This window comes from Faecalibacterium tardum (genome assembly GCF_040096515.1).
GTDB classification, from domain to species: Bacteria; Bacillota; Clostridia; order Oscillospirales; family Ruminococcaceae; genus Faecalibacterium; species Faecalibacterium tardum.
The window spans coordinates 1-7,779 of the sequence record NZ_JBBMEO010000054.1 but is presented as its reverse complement, the minus strand read 5'-3'; the positions used below and the strand labels follow the sequence as shown (position 1 = coordinate 7,779).

Here is a 7,779-nt window from a genome sequence, read left to right as displayed (position 1 = left end):
CCCCCACCCCCGCCGGGGGCCCGGCGGCTTTCTTGTTATGGCGCGTCAAGCATGACGGTAATGGAATTTCTGGTCTTTTGTCATGAACATATACACGCTCACCGCCAGCGCGGCCAGCTCGGCGGCGGTGACAGCCAGCCACACGCCGTCAATGCCCCACAGGGCGGGCAGCAGGAGCAGCGCGGCAAGCTGGAACAGCAGGGTGCGCAGAAAAGAGATGAGAGCACTCGTCACGCCGTCTCCCAGCGCGGTGAAGAAAGAGGACGCATACACATTGAAGCCCATGATGAGAAAGCTCAGCGCATACAGCCGGAAGGCACGGCTGGTCAGCGCCAGCAGCTGGGCATCGTAGCCCACAAAGATGCGTGCCACATAGGGAATGAGCACCATGGATACGGCGGTCATGCTCACAGCCACCACGGCGATGAGGCGCAGGCTTTTCTGGTACAGGTTATGCACCTCGGCGTGGTTGCGCGCGCCGTAATGGAAGCTGACGATGGGTGCGCTGCCCACGGCATAGCCCACAAACACCGCCACAAACAGGAAGGCCGCGTACATGATGACGCCGTAAGCCGCCACGCCGTTTTCGCCGGCAAGCCGCAGCAGCTGGAAGTTATACAGGATATTGACCAGCGACATGGAAAGGTTGGTCATCAGCTCAGAAGAACCGTTGATACAGGCATCCCACAGCACGCGGCCGTAAAACTGTGTTCTGCACAGGTGCAGGCGGCTGGTATTGCCGTGGTCGATAAAGTAGAACACCGGCAGCACGCCGCCCACCAATTGGCTGATGAGGGTGGCAAGGGCAGCGCCCTCCACGCCCCAGTGCAGCATACCCACCATTACTACATCCAGCACCATGTTGGTGCAGCCTGCACCAACGGTGAACCAGAAGCCCAGAAGCGGCTTTTCGGCGGTGACGAAAAAGCTTTGGAACATATTCTGCAGCGCAAAGGGCGGCAGCGCCAGCATCAAGATGCGCCCGTAGCGCACGGCGTAGTCCAGCAGCTCTCCCTTTGCGCCCAGCAGCTCGGCGACCGGGCGCAGGAGCAGGATGCCCAGCACGGCCAGCACACTGACCGAGATGAGCGCTGCCAGCAGAAACATGGTAAAATAGCGGTCGGCTTTTTTGGGGTCGCCCTCGCCCAGCGTGATGCCAACGATGGCGCTGCCGCCGGTGCCCAGCATAAAGCCGATGGTGCCCAGCAGCTGCGGCAGCGGCATGATGAGGTTGACCGCCGCAAAGGCCGTTTTGCCCACAAAGTTGGAGACACACAGCCCATCCACGATGCCGTAGACGGAGGTGAACAGCATGGTGCCGATGCAGGGCAGCACGAACCGCAGCAGGCGGGAATAGTTGAAATGATCGGACAATTGGATGGCTTTCTTTGGCATAGCTCCTCCTTTTTGAACTTCACATATGCAAAAAGGCCGGATAAGAACCATCGCTCCGGTGCGTTCCCTCTTCTGCTGCGGCACTACGGTGCCCACAGCCTCCGGGAAACACGAACGATGACATCTTATCCGGCCTTTCAATTACGTTGAAACAGCCCTCCGATGAGCGAAAAACAGTATAGCAAAGTTTATTTTTGATGTCAAGCCCTGCTTTACATCATTCTGCCGCAAAGTGTAAAACACGAAAAAAGAGAACACCCGCTGCGAATGCGGCGGGCGTTCTCTTTTTTGAGCAAGGGTGGGGTGACGATTCCCACATCTCCTAACAATGGGCGACGGCTGCCTGTTCCGTCCTCCGTTGCTCATCTCTATCCACTATTATTATATCATAGGAATTCAAAATGTCAACACGCGATAACGCGTCAATATTTTTTCAGATTTCCCTTGTCGATAAAGCTGCGGACACGATTTGGATTTAATCTGTAAACCGACCTTGCAAAAAGTTGTCCTTTTGTAGACACCCGTACCGCAACTTTGACAAACACATGGTCTATTTCTACTTCTCGGACATATTCAATGGAGTTATCCTTTTTATTTTGCGCCACATAATCCGGTTCTCTTAAAATATCCGGGATGTACTCTCCATATAACGCAAAGTCCTCAGGATGGCGTGTTGTCATGTGCCCAATGTTGGAATCGCCAAGAAGAATATCCTTTCCTTCCGGCAACTCCAATTCCAGCAGTTCGATCACACGTTTTGTCAGAACTCCAACTCGTCTTGTTTTTTCCATTCTACACCCTTTCTTTTATTTCTCCGCAAGGCGGACAAAGGGCGCGATGGCGTTGGCGTCGCCGTGGCGGACGATGGAGTAGGTGATATCGCAGTAGGGCTGGATGGCGGTGCTCTTTTCCACGGTGGAGATGAGCAGCACCTGCAATTGCAGGCGGCGGAACAGTTCCATCATGGGGCGGATGCGGTCGCTGGTCATTTTACTGAACGCCTCGTCCAGCAGCACCAGACGGATGCTGTTTTCGCTCTTCTGGTAAATTTGCAAAAGGCTTGCGCAGATGGCCACATAGAAGGGTGCCTGATTCTCGCCGCCGGAGGAATCGCGGCTGACGCGGGACAGATACGCCTGCTGCCCGGTGACCTGATTGGTCACCTTGATATCGTAATCCAGATAGGTGCGGTAGTCCACATAATCCGAAAGGGTGGCACCGGCGGCGGTGCGTCCCTCCTGCCGGGCGCGGGTGTTCTCGTCCACGTCTGCCATGATCTTTTCCATTAACTCATCCACCTGACGCTCGTAGGCGGGGTCAGCGGTGGCGGCAAGGTTATCCAGAGAGTCACCCTCGGTCATCTGCTGGTTGCCTTTATCCACGATGACCTGATAGAACGCCGCCAGCTGCGGGTCGCGGCTGGGTTCCAGTTCAAAGCGGTAGACTTCCTCGCCGTAGGTCAGCTGCTCCATGACCTTGTTCAGCTCCCGGAACTGCCGCCGGGCGTTGAAGATATCGTCCTTCATGCGGAACAGGATATCCTTGCGGAAGCGGTCCTTGCAATCCCGCTGCGCCTGCTCCAAACGGGCGGCGTAGCGCTCCAAGTCGATGCGCACAAGGCTCTCATGTTGGGCGCGGTACTGTTCCAGCCCGGCAAGGCCCAAGGGATAATCGCAGACATAGCGCTGGTTATAGGCTTTCTGCGCCGGTTCCAGCGTGCTGTTCAGGTAGACGGTCAGGGCATCGTCCAGCTTGGCCTGTGCCTTTTCGGCAGCCTGCGCGGCGGCGCGGGGAGATTTGTCCGGCCCGGTCAGCGCCTGCTGACGGCTGCGGGAGAGCGGCTCCACCAGCGGGTGGGCGGCAAAAAAGCTCTCTGCGGCCTGTGCGCTCTTTTCGGCGGTGTCCACCGCCTTCTGCTGCTCCGCCTCACAGGAAGCGATCTGCTTTTCGCATACGCGCAGGTCACCGCCGGTCTGCTCCACGGCGGTGCGGGCGGATTCCCATGCGGCTTCGCGCACCTCTTCCTCCTTATACAGCTGCTGCAACAGGGGGTTCTCGCGACACTCCGCCAGCTTTGCGGCCTGCTCGTCCACCGCCGCGCGGGCGGCGGTCAGGGCGGCGCGGGCATCCCACAGAGCGGCAAGTTCTTCCAGCGTTGTGCCGCGCAAAAGGGTCTGGTACTGGCTGTATGCGGCTTTCAGGTTCTGCTCTGCCTGTGCGGCGGCGCGTACCTCTTCAGCAAGGGCGTTCATCTCCCCTGCCAGTGCCCCGGCGCGGGCGCGGCGGGCTTCCAAGCCGATATAGCGCTGCGGAGTGCGCAGACGCTCCAACCGGAAGGGGTGGTGGCGCAAAAGGTCCCGGGTGGCGCTGTCGGGGTAGTTTTCCAGCGTGTCAGGGGTATCGCAGCAGACGATACGGCGCAGAATGGTGTCAGCGTACTGCGCGGCAAGCGGGTTTTCGCTGGTGACCTGTGCCGCCAGACTGTCGGCGGGGGCGGTGTCGGCGCGGCGGTTGGCCTTGCGCAGACCCGGGGTGTCCAGCAGGCTGATGGGGCCTACCTTCTCTTTCAGCGCCACAAAGGCGCTCTTTGCGGCGGCGTAGTGGGCGGGCGGCACAAGGATATCGAACCGGCGGTCGCCCAGACAGGCTTCCACGCAGTCCTGCCAGCTCTCATCCTCCACGTTCAGCAGCTCGCAGAAGATGCGGGCGTCCGGCTCCATGCCACGGCTTTTCAGCTCAGCATTCACGGCGTCCCGCACCCGGGTGGCGGCGTCCCCGTGGGGGTACACCCACTTGCCGCCGGATACGGCATCCAGCTCGGCGCGCTTTTCGGTCTGCTGCCGCTGCAAGGCGGCGGTGTGCTGCCGTGCAGCAAAATAAGCTTCTTCCAGCGGCTTTTCCTGTGCGGTCAGCCAGTCGGTCAGAGCGGGCAGAGTGTCCGGGGTCAGGTCTGCCAGCTTCTGTCCGGCGGCAAAGCCGCTGCGGCGCAGCACCGCCAGCAGGTTGCCGGTCTTTTCGGCGGCTTTTTCGGCGGTATCGGCGCGGCGGGCGGCGGCATCCAGTGCGGCCTGCCGGTGCGCCAGCTCCTCGCTGAGGGCATCCAGTGCGCGGCCCTCGCCGCTGGCACCGGCGGCGCTGTGGGCGGTCAGGTAGGCGCGGCGGGCTTCCGCTTCGGCGGTCTTGGCTTCGGCGTAGCGGGTGCGCAGCGTTTCCTGCTGGCGGCGTCCGGCCTCCACCCGCTCCTGCCAGACAGCCTTTTCCCCGGCATCGGCAGCAGCCCGTGCCAGCAGGGCGGCGCCGCGATTCACAAGGGCTTCGGTCTGTTTTTCGGTGGCTTCACGGCCAAAACGGACGATCTCGTCCAGCGCATCGGCGCGGGTCTGGGCTTCCGCCAGAACGGCGTGCAGGTTTTCCAGCTCCAAGCGGTCACCCTGCAAGGCTTCCAAGTCCAGCTCCGGCTGGGGCAGGATGTACTGGTACAGAAACTCCCGGAAATTCGGGATCTCGTCCATGCTGGTGCCCATCTGGAACACCTCGTTGAACTTTTTACCCAGCGGGCTGGCTGCGCGCCCGATGCCCAGTGCGCGGCATATTCTGTCCCGCGCCTCGCTGGGACTGCGGGTGTAGGAAAGCCGCCCCTCGGCGGGCTTGAAGTCCTCCTTGGCGCTGGGCGCACCGGTGCGCGGGTCGATAAAGGGCAGCTGTTCCAGCGTGATACCGTCCTCCGAGATATACCACGTCTGGTCGCCGGGGTGCAGCTCCTGCATGGGGCCTTCGGACTCCACCCGCACCGCGATGACAAAGCTGGTGTGCTTGACACTGTCCCAGAACTCCGCCCCGATATACGCCACGGTATGCCCCGGGCGGCGGTAGGCATTTTCGCCGCGCTGCTTGGCGTGGACAGAGCCTTGCAGGGTGCGTCCGCTTTTCTTATTGCCCAGCGCATTGAAGTTGCGGTTGGTGGTCAGGCAGTAGCGGATGGCGTCCAGAATGGTGGTCTTGCCCACGGCGTTCACGCCGATCATATAAGTCAGGCGGGCGCAGTCGAAGGTGGTATTTTCAAAGTTGTGCCAGTTGATCAGTTTCAGGCGCTTGAGTTCGATCATGCTTCACCCTCCCCTGCTTCCATGTCTGCGCCCTCCGGGCGCTCGTACAGACCAAGCTCGGTGCGGGTGCGGGCGCTCTCGGCGGCGGCATCCGCAAGGTCGGCGTCCGGCAGCGCCAGCAGCACCGTGGGGAACACCTCGATGCGGCTGTCCAGCCCGGAGAGCCGTCCCACCGGACGCGCCAGATTGTACCGGCGCAGGGTGCGCATGAGCTTTTCCAGCGTTTGCTGATCCAGCTTGCGGGGCAGATTCATCTTTTGCAGCTCTGCCTGCACCTCTTCCACCGTGACCAGCACCTCGTCTGCGCTGGCGGCAAGGCTTTCCCGCTTTTGCAGGTACAAAAGCCGCAGCACCAGCAGCAAAATGCTTTCGTACTTGAGCAGCCGTGCCTGACTGCCCTCGTGCTCGTTGACCAGCGCCGCCGCCTGCATGGGTGCGGGGTACAAAAGCACCGCGTAGCCCAGCGGTTTGAACACCGCGCGCACCTCGTTGAGGTGATCCTGAATATACAGATATTTTGCCCGCTGTTCCTCTACGCAGCCCAGCACAAAGCAGTGGTTGAGCAGATAGTTTGCGGTCTCTTCCAGCAGATCAATGGTTGCCATCCGTGTTTACCTCCTTGCGGCGGGTCAGGACAAAATCCTGAAACCGGAAGCCGCCGCGCTCCACCCAGTTTCCGGTCATGGTGATATCATACTCCCGGTGCGGCGACTGGGAATAGGTGTGCAGGCCGATGATGCCTGTAAAATCGCCCGGGTATTCCTCCACAAGGGTGGAGGCGTTCACCTGCCCGCGGGCTGCCAGTGCCTGCCGCGCCAGCAGCGCCACGTTTTCCTCGGTGACGGCAAGGCGGGCGTAATCCAGCAGCAGCTGCTGCTCCTGCCGCAGCCGGTCGGGGTCAAGGGGTTCGGTGCGCACCGGGGCAAGCGGCGCTTCAGTGCGGGGCGCGGCGGGGGGATACAGCGGCTTTGCGCCGAACACTGCCGCCGGGTACAGGTGCAGCCGCGCTGCCACCGGGCCGTCATCCGGTTCAAACAGCTGCTCCGGGCTGCGGATCTCCTCCGCATAGCGGCGCAGCAGGGCGGTGACGCTGCCCTGCGCCGAGCGGTCGCTCAGCAGCAAAAACTGTGCCCGCTGCACCGCACGCTTGCGGTAGCGGATGTGGCTGGCGTCGATCTCCTTCATCAGGGTGCTCATCTCTTCCAGCGCGTCCCGCTGCTGCTGGATGAGAGCACGCACCCGGGGTGCCGCCTCGCCGGGGGCGCAGCGCTCCACCCGGGCGTAATCCAGCGCTAAGCGCGGCAGCTGGTTCTGCTCGCAGTCGTCCAGCTCTTCTTCCAGATAGGCGCGGTAATTGAACAGGTTATCGCTGGTTTTAAAGCGATGGTACGCCGCCGCCACCACCTTTTCCTCGTACTGATCGAACAGTTCCAGCACCTCCTGCGGGGTGCGGTTATGGGTCAGGCGGTCGATATAATGCCCGATGGAAGCGTTGAGGGCGCGCAGGGACTTGTTCAAAGTTTCAAGGTCTGCCGCCACCTCCCGCAGCACGTTCTCGTAGGGGCTTTTTTCCTGTCCGATGCTGCCCAGCAGCTGCCACGCCTTATACAGCTTGCCGGTGTAGGTGACCACCCGGGGGTTCAGGATCTCTTCCAGCGCATCCAGCAGCGGGGTGACCTCCGGCATAAAGGCAAGGGTGGGCTCGGTCTCGTAGCTGCCGGGCTGCTCCTCCAACCAGCCGGTGCGGCGCAGACGCAGCAAAAAGCCCACCGCCAGCGTGTGGGGGTCGCGGGTGGGCTGCTCGTCCTCATCGCCCGCGCCGTCGGCGTCCAGCGCCAGCGGCTTTGCCAGCGCGGCAAAATAATCCTCGGCGCGGGAGACGGCCTCGGCGCGGGAAATGCTGTAATCTGCCGTATGGCGGCACTCTTCCCAGAGCAGCAGCAAAAGCTCTGCATAAAACGCCCGGTTGGGCCCCGCCAGCGGGCGGAACAGCCGTGGGCTGACCAGTTCAAACAGCTGCATGGAAACGTCCTTTCTGTCTTGGTTCGATACCCTTTTATTGTACCACAGCGGGCGGGGTTTGTCACAAAAAGGCGCAAAAAAGAACGCCGGGCAAGGCGGGACGATTTGGAATGCGCGCCGCGTGCGCTTTGCGCATAAGCAGCGGAAGAATTATTTTTATTTCGCGTTTGTCGCGCTCTGCGGAGCGCTCCAAACGCATTTTCACGGGAGGGGTTGGGAACGAACTCCCTCAGTCAAAGCCTACGGCTTTGACAGC

6 protein-coding genes are annotated in these 7,779 nt (G+C 61.3%); 1 reads left to right on the top strand and 5 read right to left on the bottom strand.

What is annotated here, in order from left to right; all coding sequences use genetic code 11:
• Positions 1-45: 45 nt before the first annotated feature.
• From WMO44_RS14155 to WMO44_RS14135, 5 genes are all read right to left on the bottom strand, one after another.
• Positions 46-1,395: an MATE family efflux transporter gene (locus WMO44_RS14155; RefSeq protein WP_349152962.1), complete on the bottom strand. Its 1,350-nt coding sequence runs from the start codon at positions 1,393-1,395 to the stop codon at positions 46-48.
• Positions 1,396-1,817: 422 nt separating this feature from the next.
• Complete coding sequence (locus WMO44_RS14150; RefSeq protein WP_005924404.1) at positions 1,818-2,186, bottom strand: PBECR3 domain-containing polyvalent protein; 369 nt, start codon at positions 2,184-2,186, stop codon at positions 1,818-1,820.
• 15 nt (positions 2,187-2,201) lie between these two features.
• A complete protein-coding gene (locus WMO44_RS14145; protein WP_349152961.1) occupies positions 2,202-5,501 on the bottom strand; it encodes an ATP-binding protein in 3,300 nt (1,099 codons plus the stop codon).
• Positions 5,498-6,106 carry a DUF4194 domain-containing protein gene (locus WMO44_RS14140; RefSeq protein WP_015537060.1) on the bottom strand — a complete coding sequence of 203 codons (609 nt, stop codon included), beginning with the start codon at positions 6,104-6,106 and terminating at the stop codon, positions 5,498-5,500. The genes WMO44_RS14145 and WMO44_RS14140 overlap by 4 nt, the downstream gene beginning before the upstream one ends.
• Positions 6,093-7,523 carry a Wadjet anti-phage system protein JetA family protein gene (locus WMO44_RS14135; RefSeq protein WP_349152960.1) on the bottom strand — a complete coding sequence of 477 codons (1,431 nt, stop codon included), beginning with the start codon at positions 7,521-7,523 and terminating at the stop codon, positions 6,093-6,095. Before WMO44_RS14135 ends, WMO44_RS14140 begins: the two co-directional genes overlap by 14 nt.
• A gap of 58 nt (positions 7,524-7,581) precedes the next feature.
• Between WMO44_RS14135 and WMO44_RS14130 the strand changes: the two genes are divergently transcribed.
• A partial coding sequence (locus tag WMO44_RS14130; RefSeq protein WP_349152959.1) for a hypothetical protein occupies positions 7,582-7,779 on the top strand: 198 nt, incomplete at its 3' end.